This is a genomic window from Brenneria goodwinii, assembly GCF_002291445.1.
GTDB lineage: Bacteria > Pseudomonadota > Gammaproteobacteria > Enterobacterales > Enterobacteriaceae > Brenneria > Brenneria goodwinii.
The window spans coordinates 3,676,376-3,697,365 of record NZ_CP014137.1 but is presented as its reverse complement, the minus strand read 5'-3'; the positions used below and the strand labels follow the sequence as shown (position 1 = coordinate 3,697,365).

Genomic DNA, 20,990 nt, shown 5'->3' with positions numbered 1-20,990 from the left:
GCAATATGGGATGCATTGGCTGCTGACGGGGACTATGCCGAATGGGGTAGGTCTGTACGAGGGACAAGGGTGGGGCGGTAATGCAATGATTCTGCTTCAAATTTACGGAAGCAGCGGGCATTGCCGGTGCGTATGCTGGCGTGAAGCTGCTGAATTAAAGATCCGTTAATTGCCTCACTTGCCGTGTTACGAGGATCATTAATGAGCTTCGCCCGTATAAGGGCTAATATTTTGTTCTGTAACGCCAATTGGTTAGAATATATAAAATATTTTGTTATAAGGAAGATAAATGAACTGGCAACATGTCATTATTTCTGGGTTTGTAGGCGTTATCGCTGTGGTTCTTATTACCGCCATGAGGCGAAAGCAGTGGATTGGCAAGATATCAGGTGTCGCTATATTTATTGCGATAATTGCAGTGTGGAATTTCTGGGGAGTAAATTATTTACTCCCGGGTAAAACCTTCTCTGAAGAATTACGACAGGCCGAAACGGCCATGAGTAAACTTCCTGTTTATCGAACAATAAAAGAGTCTGATCCGGTTTTTTATAATCAACTACAAGGGAAAATGGTCAGACTAAAGCGTGAAGGGAAAAGTGAACAAGAACTGATCGATATTATACAGATGGATATATCATCGTTTTTGATATCACGTTTGTATTACGCTCCTGATGATAAGGTCGTTGCTCAGATGAATAACATGCTTATACAGATAGAAAAAATTCAAGCGTATGGGGGCGATTTCTGTTTCAAATTCCTTTTCCCGGCGGTAAGTGGTGGCATTAATCCTATTAGAATACTACCCGAAGAAATTATGCAGCAGCGTATGCAGGCTGATAATGACTTAATCGCAGCTTCTTATATTACGCCCAGAACAGTGAATAAAGCACAGGAAATAGAAGCGGCCAAACAGGCGTTACAACCGATTTTACAACAGATGCAATTACAATATGGCGATGATCTGCAGATGGTCGTTAAACCGGAGGCTGAGAATGTCGATCGTAAAAAGGCGTGCGAAATAATGCGGCATTTTTATAAGTCGATTTTATCTTTACCTCAAAAGCAGTCGGCGGCGGTGCTAAGAATGGTTCTTTCCAGTTAACGCAGCATAATTTCTTTAAAAAAATCCCGGCTCTGTTCACCGTTGCCGGGATTTTTACGTTTATGCCACCTTATTATCAGCAGCGGGCAAAATGTGCCCGCCAGTGTATGTGGTTAGAACCACTGGCCGAAGCGGCGGATATAGGCGCGTTTCACCAGTTGCGCGACGGTGCAGTAGCCAATCAGCGTCGCCGCCAGCCAGGGGAAATATTCCCACGGTAATGGCTGTAGCCCGACCAGCGTACCCAACGGCGAGAACGGGATATAGATTCCCAGCGCCATCACCAGGCCGGTCATCAGCATTACCGGAAGCGCCGCCGTACTCTGGATAAAGGGAATTTTCTGGGTGCGCAACATATGCACCACCAGCGTTTGCGACAGCAACCCTTCAATAAACCAGCCGGACTGGAACAGCGCCTGATGCTCCACGCTATTGGCTGCGAACACGAACCACATCAGCGCATAGGTGGTGATGTCGAAAATAGACGATGTCGGTCCGATCCATAACATGAAGCGGCCGATGTTTTTGGCATCCCACTTACGCGGTTTACGCAAAAACTCTTTGTCCATTTTGTCCCACGGCAGCGACAGCTGGGAGATATCGTACATCAGGTTTTGAATCAGCAGATGAATCGCCAGCATCGGCAGGAACGGGATAAACGCGCTGGCGACCAACACCGAAAATACGTTGCCGAAATTAGAGCTGGCGGTCATGTTCAGATATTTGATGATATTGCCGAAGGTTTCGCGCCCTTTGATAACGCCTTCCTCCAGCACCATCAGGTTCTTCTCCAACAGGATGATGTCGGCCGATTCTTTGGCGATATCGGTACCGGTATCCACAGAAATACCGATATCGGCATCGCGCAGCGCCGGCGCGTCGTTAATGCCGTCGCCGAGAAAACCTACGGTGTGATCGTTGCCCTGCAAGGCTTTCAGCACGCGCGATTTTTGCAGCGGCGTCAGTCGGGAAAACACCGTGCGTTGCTCCACCAGTACGGATAACTGTTGGTCGCTCAGCGTTTCGATCTCCGCCCCCGTCAGCGGTTCGCCGGGTTCCAGGCCAACGTCGCGGCAGATTTTACTGGTGATAATCGGGTTGTCGCCGGTCAGCACCTTAACGGCTACGCCGTTTTCGTGCAGCGCGCGGATCGCGCCAGCGGCGCTTTCCTTCGGCGGATCGAGGAAGGTCAACAGACCGTGGATCACCAGATCGCGCTCATCGTCGGCGCTTAGCGGCAACGTGCCGCCAACGACGCCGAACTCACGTACCCCAATCATCAGCACGCGGAAGCCCTGCTGGTTGTAATTTTCCGCCAGTGCCTGCAAGGCTGCGCGGCGGGGCTCATCCAGCTCAAATCGCTGCCCGTTTTCAGACACATGCGTGGCAATGGCCAGCATCTCTTCCACCGCGCCTTTACAGATCAGACGCTGACGGTTGTTTTCATCCGCCACCACGATGGACAGGCGGCGGCGGATAAAATCAAATGGCAGTTCGTCGATTTTGCGATAGCGCCCCAGTGCGGCGAGCGCCGGTTTATCGCGCCCGAAATAGATAACTGCGTTATCCATCAGGTTTTTCATACCGCTTTGGTACGCGCTGTTGAGCCAGGCGAGCTGCAACACCTCTTCGTCGTTGTGACCGTGGATGTTGAGGTGATGCTCAAGAATGATGCGATCCTGCGTCAAGGTGCCGGTTTTATCGGTGCAAAGCACATCCATCGCGCCGAAGTTCTGGATAGCGTTCAGGCGTTTAACCACCACCTTACGCCGCGCCATGGCGATGGCGCCCTTTGCCAGGTTGGATGAAACTATCATCGGCAGCATTTCCGGAGTTAATCCCACGGCGACGGCCAATGCGAACAGGCTGGCTTCCATCCAGTCGCCTTTGGTAAAGCCGTTAATCAACAGCACCACCGGCACCATCACCACCATAAAGCGGATCAGCAGCCAGCTGACGCTGTTTACGCCGCGGTCGAACGCGGTCTGGGAACGGGTGCCGACAATGGATTTTGCCAACGAACCAAAATAGGTTTGGTTGCCGGTGGCGACCACCACGGCGGTTGCGGTGCCGCTGGAGACATTGGTGCCCATCAGACAGATGTTGGATAGCGACAGTAGGTCATGTTCGCCGCCGCTTTCCGGCTGACTGGATTTGGCGTGGATATCGCTGAAAACGTCATATTTTTCAATCGGCAGCGATTCCCCGGTCAGTACCGCCTGACTGACGAACAGATCGCGTGATTCGATCAGGCGCACGTCGGCCGGGACCATATCGCCCGCCGAAAGAAACAGAATATCGCCCGGCACCAGTTGCTGGAGCGGAATTTCCAGGCGTTCCGGCGAGGCGTTTTCCGTCTTCCGGCGCAGTACGGTTGCGGTGGTTCGCACCATTGACTTCAGGGCTTCCGCCGCTTTGTTGGTGCGGAACTCTTGCCAGAAACGCAGCAGACCGCTCAGGCTGACCATCACCAGGATGATGATGACGCCGGTCAGTTCCGTCTCTTCACCCTGCTGCCTGGGCAGCCAATAATCGGTAACAAAGCTGATGACGGCCAGCGCCATCAGCACATAGATGAATGGGTTATTGAACGCGGACAACAGCTGCACCAGCGCATGCGGCGCTTTTTCATGCGCTACCCGGTTTTCGCCGTAGGTCTGTTGGCGATCGACGACGTCGTCGTTAGTCAGGCCATGAAGATGGGTATTCATATTGGCCAGCGTTTGATCGAGGCTGTTTTGCGCTTCGCGGGCGATGGCGAATGCGGCCGTCGCTTTCGGTTGATGACGGCGGTTTGCCGTTTGGTTGATCATTTCAGTCATTTGATCATCTCTGTCATGCTGATTTTTTGCCTGTCCGCCGCGCACGGGCGCGCATCCCCGGATAAAGGGACGTAAAGGCGGATTGAAAATGATGAGGCGTAGCGGACGGAAAAGAGGCGAACAGCAGAGGGTTTAGAAAAGACGGTGCCTGTTATTCCGACCGACGCGATTTATCGGATAATCTGGGGTGCTCGTCCATGTTGTCTCCTTATCACCGCCAGGGTGAGCGCGTGTTTAACGGCCGGCTCAGTGAGAGAGCCAGTATTTTTTTGACGGAAAACATCGGACGCAATATCAGCGACCGCTGTTACGCCACAATGGCGCCGCGTTATTCAGGGGATGCAACAGCCCGAAAAAAAGGAGTGATGCCGCCCGCCGGTTTTTGGCAAGCAACAAATCAGAAGAGAGGTGTTAGCTTGCCCGTTATTGGGTTTGCAAATCCGATTGATTTTGCAAACGACGTTGGGTTCGAAAACCTGGTATGTCCAAGAGGGTTCTCCGCTAAAAAAGTGGCAAAACTATATCCATGTAAAATTATTTTGTAAACCCGGTTTTCTAAACCAATCTTCAACGTTTCACAAAGGCTTTATAGCGGGATCGCCAGGGGATAGCGGGTTGCGAGATCAGATGGTAATAAGACCGGTGGCGGGTCAGGTGCCGGATACGCGCTCAGCACGATTTCTGTTCAATTTCTCTGCGCAAAATCATGGTTTTTAAAATGATAATAAGTATCATTTTTCTCTGTCCGGATATGGACGGTTTACATACATTGTTTCCGCGCTGCGGCGCTTATTTGGTAAATGGATCATTACTATGTTTGAATTAAAATCGGCTATGCATAATGGAAAAAGCAAATCCCCTCGGTTCATTCTCTCCCTGTTGTTCTGTCTCTCCCCTTTGTTTGCCAGTCCGGTTAACGCGCAAGACTCCCAGTCTCTGACTTTTGCTAATTTCCGCGATACCCGCGATCTCAACCCGCATATCTACTCCGGCGAGATCTGGGCACAGAACATGTTGTATGAATCACTGGTGAAAGTGACTCCACAAGGGATCCAGCCCTGGCTGGCCGAAAAGTGGGAAACATCCGCCGATGGCAAGGTGTATACCTTTACGCTGCGCTCCGATGTGAAGTTCAGCGATGGGGCCGCATTCAATGCGCAGAGCGCGAAGCAGAATATTGATGCGGTGCTGGATAACCGGGAACGCCATGGCTGGCTGGAAATGGTGCGCATCATTGACAAGGTTGAAGCCCTGGATGAACGCCAACTGCGCGTTACGCTGAAAGAGCCCTACTATCCGTTTCTGGTCGAACTGGCGGTGACGCGTCCGATGCGTTTTATTTCCCCGGCGGCGATGAAAGATGGCGGAACCAAGCACGGCGTTAACGCCTACATCGGCACCGGGCCCTATGTTCTGAGCGAACATAAAACCGATGAATATTCGGTGTTTACGCTTAATCCACACTACTGGGGTGAAAAGCCGAAGCTGGAAAAAGTGGTGATGAAAGTCATCCCCGACAATCAAACCCGGTTGCTGGCGTTACAGAAAGGAGAGATTGAGCTGATTTACGGCAAAAACATGATTGATGCCGATGCCTTTGCGCGACTGAGCAAAGACAAAAAGTTCACCACCCGTTTGTCTGAGCCGGTTTCGACCCGCATGCTGCTGATTAATACGCAGTCGGAAAATTTGAAAGATGTGCGGGTACGTCAGGCGTTGCAGCACGCGGTAAATAAAGTCGATATTGCAGAAGGAATTTTTAACGGCAGTGAAGTTCCCGCCGATACGCTGCTGGCGAAAAACGTGCCGTACAGCAATATCGAACTGAAACCGTATGACTACGATCTGGAGCAGTCTAAAAAGCTGCTGGATGCGGCGGGCTGGGTGCAGAAAAGCGGACAGTCCTGGCGGCAGAAGGACGGTAAGCCGCTCTCGATCACTATCTACTACGACAGCAACACCGCCTCGCAAAAAGTGATTGCCGAGTACCTGCAAAATGAATTCTCGGCGCTGGGAATTGAGCTGAAACTGCATGGCGAAGAAGAGCAGGCTTATCGTGACCGTCAGAAAGCCGGTAAATTCGACATCGTGTTTAATATCTCCTGGGGAACGCCGTACGATCCGCAGTCATTCTTATCCGGCATGAAATTGCCGGTTTACGGCGACTATGCGGCTCAGCAGGGGCTGGCGCAGAAACAGCAGATTGATAGCAGTATCAGCCATGCCCTGATTACCACCGATGAAAAGGAACGGCGGGAGTTATACCGCTATGTGCTGACGACGTTGCATGATGAGGCCGTTTATATTCCTTTGACCTATGAGCGTAATCGGGCCGTTTATGTGAACGATCTGAAAGGCGTAGATTTCAATCCATCACAATTTGAGATCCCGTTTGATCGCATGTATCGCGATTAACGAACGGCCGGTTGACAGGGGCGCCTGATATCGCCGTTGTCCGTAAGCAAAAGCCCAGACTGATGACAAAGCCAATTATTACTCGCCCCGAGTATCTCGGCTTCACAGACAGGTTTGCCGGGCTGAAGGCTGCGTCAGGCCGGCTTGTCGGTCTGCGGTTTATATCCCGAATTTTTCCGTCTCCCATTTGGCGGGAACATGAAAGAGGAGGGATATATCTCATTGATGAATCTGCGAAATTATAGGTCTTTTTGTGAAAAGATATATCTGTCGCCGTCTCTTGCTGACGTTACCGATTTTGCTGGGTATCTCATTTCTGTCTTTTTTATTATTGAATCTGGTGCCGGCCGATCCGGCGGAAGTCGCTCTACGGGTCAATGAGATCATCCCGACCCCGGAGTCCATCGCCGAGATGCGTCAGCAACTGGGGCTGGATCGTCCTTTTCTGGTCCGCTATGTCTATTGGCTGTTTGATGCCATTCGGCTGGATTTCGGCTATTCCTACATTAATAACCGTCTGGTGCTGGATGAGCTTGCCCGCTGTCTGCCGGCGACGCTGGCGCTTGCCGCATTGTCGCTGGTTATTATCCTGTGCGTCAGCGTGCCGCTGGGGGTATTGAGCGCGGTCTATAAAAACAGCGTTTTCGATCGCCTGATCCGCACGCTGGTGTTTCTCGGAACGGCGATGCCCAGCTACTGGCTCGGATTATTGTTCATTTGGTGGTTCTCCCTGTCATGGGATCTGCTGCCGACCAGCGGCAGCGGCACGTTTTCACATATCATTCTGCCGGCGGTCACGCTGTCCATGGTTTACATCGCCATCTATATCCGGCTGATTCGCAACAATATGCTGGAAAATATGCAGCAGTATTACGTCTATTATGCGCGTGCGCGCGGGCTGGCTGAGAAAAGCATCATCCTGCGCCATGTGCTGAAAAACTCGCTGCATAGCAGTATTACCGCGCTGGGAATGAGCATTCCGCAACTGCTGGCCGGGGCGGTGATTATAGAAAACATCTTTGCCTGGCCGGGGGTGGGGCGCTTATGTATTTCGGCGATTTTCAGCCGCGATTATCCGGTGATTCAGGCTTACATTCTGATGATGGGCGTGCTGTTTGTGATCTGCAATCTATTGGTCGATATCATTCAGCGCTGGATGGATCCTGCTCTACGGCAAGAGGGATAATATGCTGTTTTATCAAAAACTGTTGCGCGATAAAGTCGCGCTGCTGTGCTTATTGGTTATCGTGACGGTGGTTCTGATCGGTATTTTTGCGCCATGGCTGGCGCCCAACGATCCGAATAAAATCAATATCGCGCGCAAATACGCCGACTTTAGCGCCCGCTTTCCCCTGGGTTCCGACCATTTGGGGCGCTGCGTGCTGTCTCGCCTGATGTTCGGCGTTCAGACCACGCTTTTTCTGGCGCTGCTGACGATGGCCGTCACGATTATGATCGGCAGCCTTTTTGGTTTCTTATCCGGTTATTTTCGCGGCCGGCTGGATGAAGTCATGATGCGCTGTTGCGACATCATGCTGTCGTTTCCCAGCCAGATTATGATCCTGGCGATTGTCGGGATCCTTGGCGTCGGGATCTTTAACGTGATCCTGGCCAATATTCTGGTGAAATGGGCGTGGTATACCCGCATGATCCGCGGGATCGTTATCAAACATAGTCAAAAAAGCTATATCCTGTTCTCACGCGCCAGCGGTACGCCGCTGTGGTTTATCCTGCGGCGTCACCTGTTGCCGAATACGCTATCGGAAATCGTGGTGCTGGCGACGCTGGATACCGGCTGGGTGATCCTGAATATCTCCGCGCTGTCATTCCTCGGGCTTGGCGTGCAGGCGCCGACGGCGGAGTGGGGCACCATGTTAAGCGAAGCGCAGAAAGTGATGATGAACCATCCGACGCAAATGCTGCCGCCGGGGCTGGCGATCCTGATTGTGGTGGCGGCATTTAATCTATTGGGCGACTGTTTGCGCGATGCGCTGGACCCTAGGGAGTCTCACTGATGAGCGATCTATTACGGGTAGAGAATTTGCAGGTCGGGCTGGCATCCGGCGGCAAACGCCTGCTGCATGATATCTCTTTTTCGCTGCCTCGCCATGCCTGCCTCGGGATCGTCGGCGAAAGCGGCAGCGGTAAAAGTCTGACCTGCCGCGCCCTTATGGGGCTGCTGGGCGGACAGTTTACCCAGTCGGGACAGGCCTGGCTGAATGGCACGGATCTATTGACGCAGACGCCGGATGCGATGCGCCGTCTGCGGGGTAAAACCATCGGCATCATCCTGCAGCATCCGATGAGCGCATTCGATCCCTTGCAGACGCTCGGCGGCCAGATGGTGGAGACATTTCGCGTGCATCTGGCGTTGGACAAACGTGCCGCGCGCGAGTTGGCGTTGGAGATGATGCGATTGGTCCGGCTGCGTGACGCCGCGCGGCTATTTGATAAATATCCCAGCCAGATTAGCGGCGGCATGCTGCAACGGGTGATGATCGCCATCGCCTTGGCGCTGGAGCCGCAGTTGCTGATTGCCGACGAGCCGACCACCGCGCTCGATTCGGTCACGCAGTACGACATCATGCAGGAATTTCGCGCGATCCGTGAGCGCCTGGGCACCACCTTGATTTTTATCTCACACGATTTCGGCGTGGTGAATCATATTGCCGATCGGGTACTGGTGATGCACCAGGGGCGGGCGGTGGAACAGGGTGACGTGCAGCAGGTGCTGCGCCAGCCTCAGCACCGGCATACCCGCTATCTGGTGGCGTCGCGTCAGGCGTTGCAGCGGCGCTATCAGACGTTGGTCAACATGTCGCAAAACGATCGGGAAGTACAATGCCGGGAGATAATCAGTGAACGCGTTGGTTGAAGTGAGCGATATCCATCACAGCTACCGTTCTCAGGATGACGGCGGTAAATGGATACCCGTATTGAATGGCGTGTCGTTCAGCGTTCGGGCGGGCGAATGCCTGGGCATTATCGGCGAGAGCGGCAGCGGCAAAAGTACTCTGGGGCGTATTCTGCTGGGGCTGGAAGCGCCGAAAAGCGGGCAGGTCAGGTTAGCCGGTCAGCCGCTGTACGCGCCGCTGCGCTTCTGGCAGTCGCGGCGTAAAAAACCTGCGCGCGTCAGCGCGGTTTTTCAGGACTATACCTCGTCCGCCAATCCCTTTATGAACGTGTTGGCCATTGTGTCTGAACCGCTATGGGTACAGGGCGTGACCCGGCGCGATGACGTGCGGCGGCAGGTTATCGCGCTGCTGGAACAGGTCGGGCTGACGGGCGATGTGTGCGAGCGTTTTCCCCATCAGCTCAGCGGCGGGCAGATGCAGCGGGTCTGTATCGCCAGAGCCATCGCCAGCAAGCCTGATTTCATGGTGCTGGATGAGGCGGTCAGCGCGCTGGACGTCACCGTACAGGTTCAGATCCTGGATTTGCTGGCCGACCTGCGCCAGCAACTGGGGCTGACCTATCTGTTTATCAGCCACGATCTGACGGCGATTACCTATTTGTGTCAGCGGGTCGTTTTTCTCCAGCAGGGCAGTATCATTGAGCGGGTTGATGACATCACGACGCTGGGGCGGGTTCAGCATCCCTATGCCCGCAATCTTTTACAGGCGGTAATGGCGTTTTAATCGGCGTCGGCAATGTCCGGCGTTTTCCTGCGCCGGACAGGTCTTCGTTCAGGCGTGTCCGGGTTAGTGTACGGTCGACAGTAATAGCCGCGTATACGGATGTCGCGGCTGGCTGAATATCTGCTCGACATCGCCGGTTTCAACGATTTCACCGTCTTTCATCACCGCAATACGGTGGCTCATGTGCTGTACCACGCCGAGATCGTGCGAGATAAACAGCATGGAAAGCCGCAACTGGCGCTGTAGCGCCACCAGCAGATCCAATACCTGGGCCTGCGTGGTGACGTCCAGCGCCGACACCGGTTCATCACAAATCAGAATATCTGGTTCGGAGGCCAGCGCCTGGGCGATCGACACGCGCTGGCGCTGACCGCCGGAAAGCGCGGTCGGCCGCCGGGACAGCAGGTCCGGCGTCAACCCGACCAGCGTTAGCAGGGTCAGGATCCGCTGCTGTTGGTCCGCCGGGCTGAGATCGGGGCGTAGGCGCAGCGGCTGGCGCAGGATCTTCTCCACGGTGAACTGGGGATCGAACGAGCTGAGCGGATCCTGCGTGATGGTCTGAATCCGCGCGCGCAACGGCCGGCGCTCACGTTCCGACAATGCGCTCCAGGGACGATCCGACAGCAATACCTCGCCGCGATCCGGCTTCTGCAAGGCCAGAATAATTTTCCCCAGCGTGGTTTTTCCCGAACCGGATTCGCCGACAATGCCCAGGGTTTCTCCGCGTCCTACCTGCAACGAAACCTGTTTTACCGCATCCATTCTGCTGCCGTCGGGGCGGGTGAAGGCAACGGACACCCCCTCCGCTTTCAGGGCGACGTCCGATAGCGTTCTATCGCCGGAGAGCACCGATGACAAAATACCGGCCGGAATATCGCGTAGCGGATTTTCGCCCGCCAGCCACTTCCCGCGCGTTGCGGCGGTCGGGATCGCGGCCAGCAACCGGCGGGTATAGGGATGTTCGGGCGCCGCAAGCACCTGACTGACCGTTCCACTCTCCACCAGTGCGCCTTTCTGCATCACGATCACGCGATCCGCCACCTGGGAAACGACCGCCAGATCGTGGGTGATCAGCAGCACGCCGTGACCAGCCTGCGCCAGCGCAGTGAAGACCTTCAGTACCTGCTGCTGCACGGTGGCGTCCAGCGCGGTGGTCGGTTCGTCTGCGATCAGCAACTGGGGGCCGCCGGCCAGCGCGGAGGCGATCAGCGCCCGCTGGCGTAAACCGCCGGAAAGTTCGTGCGGGTACTGGGCCGCGCGGTTGACCGGATCGGGAATGCCCGCCTGCGCCAATAGCTCGGCGACCCGGCCGGCAACTTCCGCGCGCGGCAGCAGACTGTGAGTGAGGATCGGTTCGGCGATCTCCTGGCCGATCTTGCGCAGCGGATCGAGAGATACCAGCGCATCCTGCAAAATAAAGCCAATCTCGCGGCCGCGGATATGCCGCCAGTCACGATCGGTCAGGTAGCGCAGATCGCAGCGGCTGCCGTCGTGACGCCGCAGATCGATGGCGCCGGCGCGAACATCGGCGTGTTCGCCGGCCAGCCCGACCAGCGAGCGTGCGGTAACCGATTTTCCCGAACCCGATTCGCCGACCAGCGCCAGAATTTCTCCGGGGTTAACCTGAAACGTGAGATTTTTTACCGACTCCACCGGCCCCTGTTCGCCGCCGGGGAAAGTGACGCTCAGCCCCTGTACGTTGAGCAGCGGTTGAACGGCGGAGCTTGTGTCGGGGTGACTCGCGTGGTGATGATTCATGACGCGCCGCCTTTTGCCAAAATAGTTTGTAAACGTCGCCCCAGCAGGGTGATGGCAATGACGGAAATCGCCACCACGGTGGCCGGGAACAGGCTGACCCAGGGCGCGATATCCAGAAAGTTGCGGCCGTCGGCCAGCAGCGCGCCCCATTCGGCCGTGGGCGGAACCACGCCCAATCCCAGGAAACTGAGCGCGGAAGCGGACAGGATCGCATGGCCGACACCGATGGTCGCCACGATCAGCAGCGGGCGCAGGGTATTGGGGATGATATGCCGCCCGACGATATACAACGGGCGTTCGCCCAACGCAATAGCGTGTTCCACGTAGCCGGAAAGCCGAACCTGAAGCACCTGCGACCTTACCAGCCGCGCATAGCCGGCGATGCCCGCCAGCCCCACCGCCAGCAGCGTGTTTTCCGGCCCGCGCCCCAGTACCGCGATCACCAGCAGCGCCAGCAGCAGATCGGGGAAGGCCAGCATAATATCCAACAGGCGTACCAGAATCGCACGGATCGGCGCCGGAGACAGTACCGACAGCGTACCGAACAGCACGCCGCCAAAGCAGGCGATCAACATGGCGCCGACGCCGATGCTCAGCGACAGCGAGGTGCCGTGGATCACCCGGGAAAATACGTCGCGCCCTAATGGATCGGTGCCAAACCAGTGATCCCAGCTCGGGGGTTGAAGTATGGACGCCATATCCATTTCATCAGCGGTGCGGCTGGTGAACAGCGCGGGGAAAAACACCGCCAGCACCAACAGCACAACAATCGCCGCCGGCAGCAACGTCGGGAGCGCCAGCCACGGGTTGCGGTAGGTGACGCGCGACGGCGTTCGGGGAAGTATCATGGGTTCACTGCTCATGGGCGTTCGCCTTTTTGCGCAAACGGGGATCGATAATCAGATACAGGGCGTCCACCAACAGGTTGATCACCACAAACAGCAAGGCGGACAGCATCACGATGCCCAGCACCAGCGGCATATCGCGCGTTTCAATCGCCTGCAGCGTAATCTGCCCGATACCGGCGCGTCCGAAAACCGTTTCGGTTAATACCGAACCGGCAAGCACTCCGGCCAATAGCGTACCAGTCAGCGTTGACGCCGCCAGCGCCGCATGGCGCAGCGCGTGGCGAATGCGCAGCCAGGTTTCGCTCACGCCACGGGTCCGTACGGTAAGGGCGAACGGCTGGGACAACGCCTCTTCCAGCCCGTCCCGCAGCACCTGACTCAGGATGGCCGCCAGCGGCAGGCTAAGCGTGATCACCGGCAGCGCCAGCGATATCAACCCGTCATTGCCGGTTACCGGAAACCATTGCAAATGAAAGCTGAAGATACTCAGCAGCACGATGCCAATCCAGTACACCGGCGTGCTGAGCAGCGTCAGCTCCAGCCAGGAAACCGCGCGCCGCAGTCCGTGATAGCGCCCCGCGGTGACCAGCGCGCTGACAACGGCCAATATCAGCGCCAGCGTTATTCCGCCGAGCGCCAGCGGCAGCGTTTCGCGCATGGCGTCGGCGATGACCGGCAGCACCGGCTGCCGATACTGGTAGCTAATGCCGAAATCGCCCTGCAACGCCTGGGCGCAATAACGCAGATACTGTATCCACAGCGGCCGATCGAGACCGAATTGGCGGGTCAGTTCGGCGCGGTATGCGTCATCCACCACATTGTCGCCGCCGCTGAGAATGGCGATGGGATCGCCGGGAATGAGTTTGACGGCAATAAACGTCAATGTGGCCGCGCCCCAGAGCACGGCCAGAATGGTGAGCAGACGTTTAGCGTATCCCGCCAGATTAGCGTTTAATCCAGACATCGTAGAAATTCGGTTTTGCATTGGTCGCCCAGCTTACTCCTTGTACCTGTTTCGACAGACCGAGTTGGTAAGCCGGAATATAGACCGGGAGAACATAGGCCTGATCGATGATTTCACGCTGAATGTCGGTATAGAGCTGTTTACGTTCGGCGTCGCCGGCGCCCACCGCTCTTCTCAGTTTCTCGTCCAGCGAGCCGATCCGCGCGAAGTTGTTGCCGTTGGGCGGCGCGTAGGCGGAATCAAACACCGTGCGCAGAATATCTGGCTCGGCGCGGACGAAGAAATTGGAGGCGATATCATAGTCATTGGCATTGGTTCGGGTGGAGAACTCGCCCACATCCAGCGGAGCGAGCTTCAGATCGAATCCGGCCTGTTTGACCTGATACTGAATCGCCTGGAACAGCGTGACGTCGGCGGCTTCGACGTTGGTCGTGGCGTAGACGAAAGTGACCGTCAGGCGTTTGCCGTCTTTCTGACGATAGCCCTCGCTGTCTTTGCTGTTCCAGCCCGCGTTATCCAGCAATTGGTTGGCCTTTTGCAGATCGAATCCCCAGCGCGATTTTACCGTCGGGTCGTAATAGAGCGTTGCCGGACCGACAACGTTATCCGCCGCTTTCAGCGTGCCGAAATAGGCCACTTTCACCGCCGTCGCGGTATCCGCCGCGCTCTGGAATGCCTTGCGAACGTTGACATCCTGGAACGGCCCTTTCGTCGTATTCAGGTAGAGCACGCGGTTGACGCCCGGGTTTTCATAGGTGACCACGTCCAGACGCGGATTCTTTTTCACCGAGGGAAAATTCGCGGGCGGAACGGCGTCAATGGCCTGAATCTGGCCGCTGGTCAACGCGCCCAATCTGACGGAGGCTTCCGGCAGATATTTAAAAGTGAGGCCGTCCAGATACGCCGGACCGGTATGTTTCGCGTAACCCGGCCCCCAGTGGTAATCCGCGCGTTTACTCAGCTTGCTGCCGCTGCCTTTGACGAAGGAGTCGAGAATAAAGGGGCCGGAGCCGACGACGGTATTGCTGGTATTCGGCGTTTTCTTCAGATAAGTCGGCGACTGGATGCCCAGATACGGCAGACTCAGCCCCTGCAACAGCGGCGCGAACGGCGCAGAGTAATGAATCACGATCGTGTTGGCGTCGGACGTGGTGATGTTGTCGATCGGCCCTAACAGCGATTTAGCGTAGCTGGAGGTGGTTTTCGGATCGAGAATGCGCTCTAAGTTGTATTTTACCGCTTCGGCATCCAGCTTGGTGCCGTCGCTGAAGGTGACGTCTTTGCGCAGATAGAAGGTGTAGGACGTATTGTCGTCGTTGATTTCCCAGCGCTCGGCCAGCCAGGGGGTAAAGCTGTTGTCCTCCGCCTGGCCGACCAGCGAATCCACCACGTTGCGGGCGATCAGCGCCGTTACGCCATAGGCGGTGATGTGCGGATCGATGATTGGCGTATCGCTGCCCAGCCCGACATTGAGTATGCCGCCCTGAACCGGTTGTTCGTTATTCTCTGCGCTCCATGCGCTGGGGGTTAGGGTGAAAAGCAGTGATAAAGCGCCGACGGAGAGGAGTTTGGCCGACGGAAACCACATGGCCGATGATTTTTTTTCCATTCCCTAATTCCTTGAATTTACATTAGCCCAACTTAATATTGCTGTAACTGTAGGAGAGTTGGCGTAAGGGTGTAAAAGTACAAAAAATACTTTTTAATGCCAAAAAAGTATATAACGACGGGAAGCGTTACCGGTGGTTATAAGGAAGAAATGGAAATGGATGCCGTGCGGGGAAAAAAGCCACCTGTGGAGGTGGCCTGATGATGCGGTGCGGGCAAATTAACGGGTGGCTTCAGCTGCGGTAACTTCAGGATCCGGCGCATGAGTGATGCGGTTACGCAGATCGCGGCGGACGATTTCCACCAGCCAGAAGCAGAACATGTGGCCGAAGAGTTCGGAGAAGTGTTCGGCAAACGGTTGATCCCACGGTGCCGGCACGGTGCCAAACAGCGGCAGCAGGAAAATGTGGAAGACAATGTGCAGAACCAGACCGTAAAAAGCGCCCTGCCAGAGTTTAATTTTCGGATTAAATTCGGCGATGATGCAATAAAGCACGGAAAAGCTGATAGAGAAACCAAAGTGCATGATAAAGCTCATGATTGGTCTTGCATTACCGTTAAACAGGTAGGTAATGTGAGACATTTCAAAAGACATACCAAGCTGCTGTAATAATTCCTGCGGCGGATTAGTCAAATCACGCGCGGGCGTTCTTGGTGGAAACGGTATCTCCCAGCCGAATTTAGCCAGGGCGCAAACCAGGCCCGCAATTATCCCGATAAGTATCGCCATCAGGATTTTTTCTTTAGTGGTGCGTAACTGCATTTTATTCTCTCCTAAATAACCTGGTAACAGGTTAATTCCGTACAAATCCTGTTCGGAATTAAGTCAGATCTAAACATCACACTGATGAGCTAATAGAACAATATCTGAAATGAATAAGCGCCGGCCCTTGTGTACAGGGTAATGCCGGTTTACCCCGAATACGTATACTCGTCATACTTCAAGTTGCATGTGCGTTGGCTTTGTTACTCGGCCCATCCCTGGGCCTCGCCCCTGCGGGGCCGCTGCAAGCGGCGTTCAAATCGGTTCCCGACCGATTTGTCACTCACCCCAGTCACTTACTGGTGTAAGTTCCTGGGGATTCGCTGCGTCGCCGCCTTCCTGCAACTCGAATTATTTAGAGTATAAATACTTGCCTGAGCCAGTTTTCCTGAGGGTGCCGATTTTGCATTAACCAGCATTTTGAAAATAACGCCTCTCGAAATCTGGCGGGATAACAGCTTATTCAGCCGGGATATTACACCTATCGGTAATTATGATCGATTTTATATTAACAAGGTCTGTGGGGGTAATCGGGTGATAATTAAGCTATAAATAAAAATCACGAAAATATATTATTTCTGAATGTATATTTTTGTAAATTATTTTTTCATTAAAGGGGTAAAATAGCGGGTTTTATTAACGTTATAACTGTTTAAGATAATAACCCTGCTATGTAAATTGAATAGATCTATGCACTATTTGTTGTCGATTTCTCGCCGTTAATAGAAAAAACTAATACACCAGCAAGCGGGCGGGACGTTTTCCGTACGCAATATATTATTTGATCAAAAGAAGACATAACCGTGCTGCGGTTCGCATATTTAGCCTTTCTGATTAAAACCGGCTAATTCGTTAGCGGCTCCGCAGTACGGCCCCGTCATGATGAAAAGACCACTTCCCTTTTGGTGAGCCGGGACCAGGTTAGCCAACCTATGCCGAGAATGGCCCAGATCAGGCCAAGGATCATGGAGTCTTTGTCCAGATTGATCCACATGAAACCGATCGTTCCCATCCCCATCAACGGCAGAACCAGGTTGAATAATTTATCTTTCCCGGTGGTCAATTTTTTCTCTCTGATGGCATACAGGGCGATCACGGAGAAATTCACCGCGGTAAACGCCACCAACGCGCCGAAACTTATCAGCGATACTGCCGTGTCCAGGCCGAAAAAGACGGCGCTCATCGATAGGCCGCCAACAAACAGTACGCAATATACCGGACTGCCGAAGCGCGGGTGCAGATAGCTGAAAAAGGAGCCGGGGAAAATGCCGTCGCGGCCCATGATGTGCAGCAGACGTGCGGCGCTGGCGTGTGACGCCAGTGCGGAAGCCAGCGTGTTAATCAAAATGGCGACCAGAAAAATAGACTGGAAAAAAGCGCCGCCGACGTAAAGCACAATTTCCGGCATCGCCTCGGATGGGTTTTTAAACTGTGCGTTGGTCGGAAAATAGAGCTGGATAAACCAGGCGGCGGTAAAAAATATCACTCCCCCCAGCAAGGCGGTCAGGAAAACGGCGCGCGGGATCGTTTTGCGCGGTTCGTGGCTGTCATTGGATAAGGTGGTGACGGCGTCAAAACCGAGGAAAGAGAAGCACAGAACGGCGGCGCCGCTGATAAGGGGAATAACGCTGCTATCGCCATTCATCAGTGGTTTCAGCGTCCAGACGGCGTCGCTGCCTGATTGATGGCTGACGCCCTGGATAACCAGAAAGATGAACACGCCCATCAGAACTACGGGCGCGCCGACGAATAGGAAATTCAGGTTCGCCAGCAATTTGATATTACGGCAGTTGATAAAAGTAACCAGCGCGGTAAAACCGACGATCCATATCCAGGGGGGACACGCGGGAAATAGCGATCTGAGGTAGATGCCGGCCAGCAATGAATTAATCATCGGCAGGAGCATGTAGTCCAGCAGCGAAGACCAGCCGACCATAAAACCGGCGCTATTGCCGCAGGTTTTGCGGGTGTAGGTGTAAGCGGAACCGGCTTCGGGAAATGCCCGCACCATTCTTCCGTAGCTGAGCGCGGTGAGCAGTATGGCAATCAGTGCAATCAGGTACGCCAGTGGGACTCTGCCTTCGGTAATGCCGGAAACGATGCCGAATGTATCGAACACCGTCATGGGGGTCATATACGCAATTCCGATGATAACGACCTGCCAGAGGGAGAGTTTTGAGCTACTGACTGTTCTCATCACCATATATCATCCTTATGTCATGGTTAAGACCGTACTTAAATAGTCTGAGCAAAGGCCATGCCAGATGATCTTTCTAAAATGACGGGATGACGCTAAGTGGTTGTAATAACGGATTATTAGGAATAAAAAATCGTTTTAGCGGCGAGACGCGCCGAATAGCGCCGAGTGACGGCGGATTGCACACATATATGGCAATTTGAGGTTTTGGTGCACCAAAAAAGGACGTCGAGACAGATAAATGAGGGCGTTTAACGCGTGATATTCCCCAATATCGGCTGCGCAGCGCTGGCAGCCGATGCAGTCTGGTTTGGCATTTTGTTGCTGCTGGCGGGAATGACGCTGATTAAATTTGCCTGATCTCCGCGAGTTCCCGCCGTTTTGCTGTACGAATCGGCAAAAACATCCGTGTTAAAAAACATTCGCATTGTCATGGGGAGCGAAAGGCGGTGAGCTATGATGGAAAGTGTTAGCGCGGGATACCGCTGTCGAGGCGTGCGAAAGGTTGCCCTGATGCCGGGACGCCGCCCGTTTATCCACTTCGTTCATCAAGGAGAAGAATCATGTCGCAAACAGATCAGAACAATCGCCGTATTGTGTTGGCGCAACGTCCGCATGGTGCTCCCACGCATGATGATTTCCGCCTGGAGCAACAGCCTATCCCCGAGGTAAAAGAGGGCGAGGTGCTGTTGCGCACGGTCTTCCTTTCGCTCGATCCCTACATGCGTGGTCGTATGAGCGATACGCCATCCTACGCCAAACCGGTCGAGATCGATGCGGTGATGGTCGGGTCAACCGTCTGCAGGGTCGTCGCCTCGAAACATGCGGATTATCACGTAGGGGACTGGGTGCTGTCCTACAGCGGATGGCAGGATTACGCGGTTTCCGATGGCAGCGGGTTAACCCATCTGGGGACATCGCCCGCGAAACCCTCTTATGCGCTTGGCGTGCTAGGCATGCCGGGTTTTACCGCCTATATGGGGCTGATGGATATCGGCCAACCCAAGGCCGGGGAAACGCTGGTCGTCGCGGCGGCGACAGGGCCGGTCGGCGCGACGGTCGGTCAGATCGCCAAACTGAAAGGCTGCCGTGTGGTGGGGGTCGCCGGAGGGGCGGAGAAATGCCGCTATGCGGTTGACGAGCTGGGTTTCGATGTCTGTCTCGATCACCGCGCGGCGGATTTTGCCGACCGGCTTAAGGCCGCCTGCCCCGATGGGATCGATATCTACTACGAAAACGTAGGGGGTAAGGTGTTCGATGCGGTGCTGCCGTTGCTCAATACGTCGGCCCGAATTCCGCTCTGCGGACTGATAGCCAACTACAATGCCACCGCGCTGCCGGATGGGCCGGATCGTCTGCCGCTGCTGATGGGAACTATCCTGAAAAAGCGTATCCGCATGCAGGGCTTCATTATTTTCGATGACTACGGGCACCGCTTCGATGAGTTCAGTAAAGCCATCAACCCATGGCTGGCCGAAGGCAAAATAAAATACCGGGAAGATGTGGTCGAAGGGTTGGAAAACGCCGTAGAGGCGTTTATCGGGCTGCTGCAGGGGCACAATTTCGGCAAACTGGTGGTGCGCGTCGGGCCGGATGCATAAAGCTTTAATCCCCCCGTTTTCGCCAGGCGAATAACGGGGGGCACGGTCGGGCCGACGTTGTGCCGTGTTAGAGAGCTTTACGCTTTCAGGCGTCAGGTGTGATTAGATTACTGGCCCAGCGCAGCCAGCATCGTGCGCATTTTGGCTTCCGTTTCCCGCCATTCGGCCGCGGGTTCAGAATCAGCGACGATCCCGGCCCCGGCGTACAATCGCACGGCGTTATGCTGGCTGACGCCGCAGCGAATGGCGACAACCCATTCCCCGTTTCCTTCCGCGTCGCTCCAGCCGACGATGCCGCCAAATACGCCTCGTTCAAATGGCTCCAATTCACTAATCAGGCCGCGGGCCTTTTCCATTGGTACGCCGCATAGCGCCGGCGTGGGGTGCAACAGACAGGCAAGAAACAGAGGATGGGCGTTGTCCGCTTTTAGCTGGCCGGTAATCGGACTAGCCAGATGCCAAACCTGGGGCGTCGGCAGCAACGTGGGCGTTTGCGGAATATCGAGTTTGGCGCAGTAGCCCGACAGTCTCTGGCGAATATCTTCGATAACCAGACGATGTTCGTGCCGATCCTTGTCAGAGGCGAGCAACCGATCGCGATTATCCCTATCTTGCTGTGCATCCGCATCGCGTTTGATCGTGCCCGCCAGCGGGGTGGTGGCGATTGTGCGTTTTTCCTGCCGCAGCAACAGTTCAGGACTGGCGCCGAACAGATAACGATTTTCCGCCAGCGGCAAACGGAAATGATAGCCGTCTGGGTTTTGCTCGGCCAGCGTGGACAGCAGCGCGATGGTTTCGATCGGATGTTCGGTCCGTATTGACTGCGTACGTGACAAGACGATTTTTTGCAACGTTCCCTGACGAATCTCCTTTACCGCCTTTTCCACCATAGCGAGAAAATGATCCTTATCCGGTAAGGGCTGACGTTCGGTGATCAACAGCGGAGTCCTTTGTATCTTGCGCAGTTTTTGCCGGAATGCCTCTCGTGATAAAAAATGGCTGGCGCGCGGAATATATAATGAAGAAGGGTGGCGCGTATCAAAAGGGATTGCCCCTACCACAATCGGTTGCGTGATACCGGCAAGGCGCGCCTGTTCGAACTCGTGAGTTAATATACGACAGAGCTCGGCCGGGCTGGTCGCGGATTGGGTAATGGTTTTAAATATACCTTCGGTATAAAGGCTGTGAAACACCGAGGAGAATAAAAAGCTATCATGTTTAAAGGATCTTTCCATATGGCATTCCTTTCTTGGTAAACAACTGAAATAAAGTTT

16 protein-coding genes are annotated in these 20,990 nt (G+C 54.8%); 8 read left to right on the top strand and 8 right to left on the bottom strand.

Features of this window, described 5'->3' with window-relative positions:
* Positions 1-289: 289 nt before the first annotated feature.
* Positions 290-1,102, top strand: a complete 813-nt coding sequence (locus tag ACN28R_RS16430; protein WP_095834963.1) for a hypothetical protein — start codon at positions 290-292, stop codon at positions 1,100-1,102.
* A gap of 113 nt (positions 1,103-1,215) precedes the next feature.
* Here the strand turns inward: ACN28R_RS16430 and mgtA are convergent, their stop codons facing one another.
* Entirely contained in the window at positions 1,216-3,924 is a 2,709-nt protein-coding gene (mgtA, locus tag ACN28R_RS16425; protein ID WP_048639685.1) for a magnesium-translocating P-type ATPase, read from the bottom strand.
* A gap of 197 nt (positions 3,925-4,121) precedes the next feature.
* Here mgtA and ACN28R_RS16420 point away from each other — a divergent pair, with 197 nt between their 5' ends.
* The 6 genes from ACN28R_RS16420 (at position 4,122) to ACN28R_RS16395 (ending at position 9,977) form a co-directional block, all read left to right on the top strand.
* Positions 4,122-4,469 carry a hypothetical protein gene (locus ACN28R_RS16420; protein WP_095834962.1) on the top strand — a complete coding sequence of 116 codons (348 nt, stop codon included), beginning with the start codon at positions 4,122-4,124 and terminating at the stop codon, positions 4,467-4,469.
* A 268-nt stretch (positions 4,470-4,737) separates the two neighbouring features.
* A complete protein-coding gene (gene nikA, locus ACN28R_RS16415; RefSeq protein WP_053085508.1) occupies positions 4,738-6,339 on the top strand; it encodes a nickel ABC transporter substrate-binding protein in 1,602 nt (533 codons plus the stop codon).
* A gap of 253 nt (positions 6,340-6,592) precedes the next feature.
* A complete protein-coding gene (gene opp1B, locus ACN28R_RS16410; RefSeq protein WP_048636402.1) occupies positions 6,593-7,525 on the top strand; it encodes a nickel/cobalt ABC transporter permease in 933 nt (310 codons plus the stop codon).
* 1 nt (position 7,526) lies between these two features.
* Complete coding sequence (opp1C, locus tag ACN28R_RS16405) at positions 7,527-8,354, top strand: nickel/cobalt ABC transporter permease (RefSeq protein WP_048636401.1); 828 nt, start codon at positions 7,527-7,529, stop codon at positions 8,352-8,354.
* Positions 8,354-9,214, top strand: a complete 861-nt coding sequence (locus tag ACN28R_RS16400) for an ABC transporter ATP-binding protein (protein ID WP_095834961.1) — start codon at positions 8,354-8,356, stop codon at positions 9,212-9,214. Before opp1C ends, ACN28R_RS16400 begins: the two co-directional genes overlap by 1 nt.
* A complete protein-coding gene (locus tag ACN28R_RS16395) occupies positions 9,198-9,977 on the top strand; it encodes an ABC transporter ATP-binding protein (RefSeq protein WP_095834960.1) in 780 nt (259 codons plus the stop codon). The genes ACN28R_RS16400 and ACN28R_RS16395 overlap by 17 nt, the downstream gene beginning before the upstream one ends.
* Before the next feature lie 63 nt (positions 9,978-10,040).
* On the opposite strand, the gene ACN28R_RS16390 is transcribed toward ACN28R_RS16395, so the two are convergent.
* From ACN28R_RS16390 to ACN28R_RS16365, 6 genes are all read right to left on the bottom strand, one after another.
* Entirely contained in the window at positions 10,041-11,735 is a 1,695-nt protein-coding gene (locus tag ACN28R_RS16390; RefSeq protein ID WP_095834959.1) for a dipeptide ABC transporter ATP-binding protein, read from the bottom strand.
* Positions 11,732-12,598 (bottom strand): ABC transporter permease, encoded by an 867-nt coding sequence (locus ACN28R_RS16385; RefSeq protein ID WP_095834958.1) that lies wholly within the window; start codon positions 12,596-12,598, stop codon positions 11,732-11,734. The genes ACN28R_RS16390 and ACN28R_RS16385 overlap by 4 nt, the downstream gene beginning before the upstream one ends.
* Entirely contained in the window at positions 12,588-13,547 is a 960-nt protein-coding gene (locus tag ACN28R_RS16380; protein WP_048636396.1) for an ABC transporter permease, read from the bottom strand. Before ACN28R_RS16380 ends, ACN28R_RS16385 begins: the two co-directional genes overlap by 11 nt.
* Entirely contained in the window at positions 13,528-15,156 is a 1,629-nt protein-coding gene (locus ACN28R_RS16375) for an ABC transporter substrate-binding protein (protein ID WP_183092089.1), read from the bottom strand. Before ACN28R_RS16375 ends, ACN28R_RS16380 begins: the two co-directional genes overlap by 20 nt.
* Before the next feature lie 219 nt (positions 15,157-15,375).
* Positions 15,376-15,918 carry a YagU family protein gene (locus tag ACN28R_RS16370; RefSeq protein WP_048636395.1) on the bottom strand — a complete coding sequence of 181 codons (543 nt, stop codon included), beginning with the start codon at positions 15,916-15,918 and terminating at the stop codon, positions 15,376-15,378.
* Between the two features lie 877 nt (positions 15,919-16,795).
* Positions 16,796-18,121 (bottom strand): APC family permease, encoded by a 1,326-nt coding sequence (locus ACN28R_RS16365; protein ID WP_095834957.1) that lies wholly within the window; start codon positions 18,119-18,121, stop codon positions 16,796-16,798.
* 557 nt (positions 18,122-18,678) lie between these two features.
* Here ACN28R_RS16365 and ACN28R_RS16360 point away from each other — a divergent pair.
* Positions 18,679-19,716: an NADP-dependent oxidoreductase gene (locus tag ACN28R_RS16360; RefSeq protein WP_095834956.1), complete on the top strand. Its 1,038-nt coding sequence runs from the start codon at positions 18,679-18,681 to the stop codon at positions 19,714-19,716.
* A 107-nt stretch (positions 19,717-19,823) separates the two neighbouring features.
* Here ACN28R_RS16360 and ACN28R_RS16355 read toward each other — a convergent pair whose 3' ends face one another.
* The gene (locus tag ACN28R_RS16355; protein ID WP_095834955.1) at positions 19,824-20,951 is read right to left on the bottom strand and encodes an isochorismate synthase; all 1,128 of its coding nucleotides are present in this window, start codon (positions 20,949-20,951) and stop codon (positions 19,824-19,826) included.
* Positions 20,952-20,990: the final 39 nt, after the last annotated feature.

What these genes read in the sequence shown, in the direction of transcription:
- ACN28R_RS16430 (WP_095834963.1), top strand. Translation starts at nt 290, where the DNA reads ATGAACTGGCAACATGTCATTATTTCTGGGTTTGTAGGCGTTATCGCT.
- mgtA (WP_048639685.1), bottom strand. Translation starts at nt 3,924, where the DNA reads ATGACTGAAATGATCAACCAAACGGCAAACCGCCGTCATCAACCGAAA.
- ACN28R_RS16420 (WP_095834962.1), top strand. Translation starts at nt 4,122, where the DNA reads ATGTTGTCTCCTTATCACCGCCAGGGTGAGCGCGTGTTTAACGGCCGG.
- nikA (WP_053085508.1), top strand. Translation starts at nt 4,738, where the DNA reads ATGTTTGAATTAAAATCGGCTATGCATAATGGAAAAAGCAAATCCCCT.
- opp1C (WP_048636401.1), top strand. Translation starts at nt 7,527, where the DNA reads ATGCTGTTTTATCAAAAACTGTTGCGCGATAAAGTCGCGCTGCTGTGC.
- ACN28R_RS16400 (WP_095834961.1), top strand. Translation starts at nt 8,354, where the DNA reads ATGAGCGATCTATTACGGGTAGAGAATTTGCAGGTCGGGCTGGCATCC.
- ACN28R_RS16390 (WP_095834959.1), bottom strand. Translation starts at nt 11,735, where the DNA reads ATGAATCATCACCACGCGAGTCACCCCGACACAAGCTCCGCCGTTCAA.
- ACN28R_RS16385 (WP_095834958.1), bottom strand. Translation starts at nt 12,598, where the DNA reads ATGAGCAGTGAACCCATGATACTTCCCCGAACGCCGTCGCGCGTCACC.
- ACN28R_RS16380 (WP_048636396.1), bottom strand. Translation starts at nt 13,547, where the DNA reads ATGTCTGGATTAAACGCTAATCTGGCGGGATACGCTAAACGTCTGCTC.
- ACN28R_RS16375 (WP_183092089.1), bottom strand. Translation starts at nt 15,156, where the DNA reads ATGGAAAAAAAATCATCGGCCATGTGGTTTCCGTCGGCCAAACTCCTC.
- ACN28R_RS16370 (WP_048636395.1), bottom strand. Translation starts at nt 15,918, where the DNA reads ATGCAGTTACGCACCACTAAAGAAAAAATCCTGATGGCGATACTTATC.
- ACN28R_RS16365 (WP_095834957.1), bottom strand. Translation starts at nt 18,121, where the DNA reads ATGGTGATGAGAACAGTCAGTAGCTCAAAACTCTCCCTCTGGCAGGTC.
- ACN28R_RS16360 (WP_095834956.1), top strand. Translation starts at nt 18,679, where the DNA reads ATGTCGCAAACAGATCAGAACAATCGCCGTATTGTGTTGGCGCAACGT.
- ACN28R_RS16355 (WP_095834955.1), bottom strand. Translation starts at nt 20,951, where the DNA reads ATGGAAAGATCCTTTAAACATGATAGCTTTTTATTCTCCTCGGTGTTT.